Here is a 1,529-nt window from a genome sequence, read left to right as displayed (position 1 = left end):
GTCCCGGTTGAGCATCAGCACGCCCACGCCGACGAGCGCCGTGACGGCCAGGACCGCGACGACCACCGCGACGATGATCGCCGTCCGGTTCCGGCCGCCCTCCTCGGGCTCCGGCATCATCGGGTACGCCGGCGGCGGCGGGAAGGCCGGCGGCTGCTGCTGCGCGGGCTGCTGGGCCGTCGTCCGGGCCCGCACGGGCTGCGCCTTCATCGGGAACGTCTCGTCGATGTCGAGGTACGCCGGCGGCAGGTCGTCGACCTTCTGCGGCTCCGCCTGCGCCGCCTCCTCCCGTTCCGACTCCGCCCGCTCCAGCTCCTCCTCGACGTCCGGCTGGTCGTCGTCGTCGGTCGTCGGGCCCGTCAGCGCCTGCGGGGGAGCCGTGCTGCTCCACGGCGGCGCGGACATGCTCCACGGCGGCGCGCTCACCGGCGGCTGGCCCCCGGGCGGGGCGCTCACCGGCGGCTGGCCCCCGGGTGGCGCGCTGAACTGCCGCGGAAGAGCCGGCGGCGCGCTGACCGGTGGTGGCATCACCGACGGCGGAGGCGGGATCGGCGGCAAGGGGGGAACCGACGGGGTACCGACGCCCCGCGGCGGTGCGCTGACGGGCGGGCTGCTCGTCGGGTGCGCGGGCGGTGCGCTGACCGGGGGCATCGGTGGGGCGCTGACGGGGGACGACGGTGGCGCGCTGACCGGCGGTGCGCTGACCGACGCGGCGTGCGCCGCTGCCGGCGACGTGTCGGGCGGTGGCGTCTCGGACGACCGGGCGGGGCTGACCGGAGCATCCGGTCCGGCGGGAGTGCCGGCGGCGCGGGCGATCTCCTCGGCGAGCAGCGGTTCGATCTGCTTGACCATGATGGTCGGCTTGGCCCAACCGGGCGCCGGGCGCTGCGGCAGTGCCGCCGCCTCAGCCGACGGGGCGGTCGTCTCCGGTGCGGACGCGCGCGGGGCCTCGCCGACGGACTCGGCCAGCGGCGAGGACTGGCTGTCAGGCGCGGCAGGCTCGGCAGCCGGCGTGCCGGGTCCGGGTGACGCGGCGCTGGTGGTACCGGTGCTGGAGGGTGGCTCGGCGGCAGGCCCCGCTGTCGTTCCGGGCGGCGTGGTGCTCGACGGTGACGCGGCTTCGGGCGCCGTCCCCGCCGCCGGGCCGCCGGGCGACGCCTCGTCGGCGGCCCGGTGTCGCGGCGCAGCGACGGGTCCCGTCGGGGGCACCGCAGCCCTCGCGTGCGCGGGCGGCTCAGCGCCGGCCAGGGGAGAGACGGCCGGCACGGGTGGGGCGGGCGGCTCCGGCACGGCGACGACGGGAGCGGCGGCCGTGTGGCGCGGGGGCGGCGGGACGGGTGGCGTCACGGCAGGCGGAGACGACACCGGGGCCGCCGTCGTCGGCGGGGCCGGCGGCTGGGCCGTCCTCGGGGCCGGCACGACCGAGGCGACCCCGGCCGTCCCCGGCGGAGCGGGGCGCGGCGCGGGCGTGGCGGGACCCGGCATCGCCGGCGGTTGGGCCGGCGCGGGAGGAGGCGCCCAGGGCGACT

At 79.6% G+C, this 1,529-nt stretch carries 1 pseudogene; it reads right to left on the bottom strand.

The features are described 5' to 3' along the window. Nucleotides 1–426 (bottom strand): annotated as a pseudogene (locus ACSNN9_RS28430) (hypothetical protein); the annotation flags it as partial. Between the last annotated feature and the right edge of the window lie 1,103 nt (nucleotides 427–1,529).

The sequence above is a fragment of the Micromonospora sp. URMC 107 genome (assembly GCF_051386315.1).
In the GTDB taxonomy this organism is placed as follows: Bacteria; Actinomycetota; Actinomycetes; order Mycobacteriales; family Micromonosporaceae; genus Micromonospora.
This window is presented reverse-complemented; position numbering and strand designations above follow the sequence as displayed.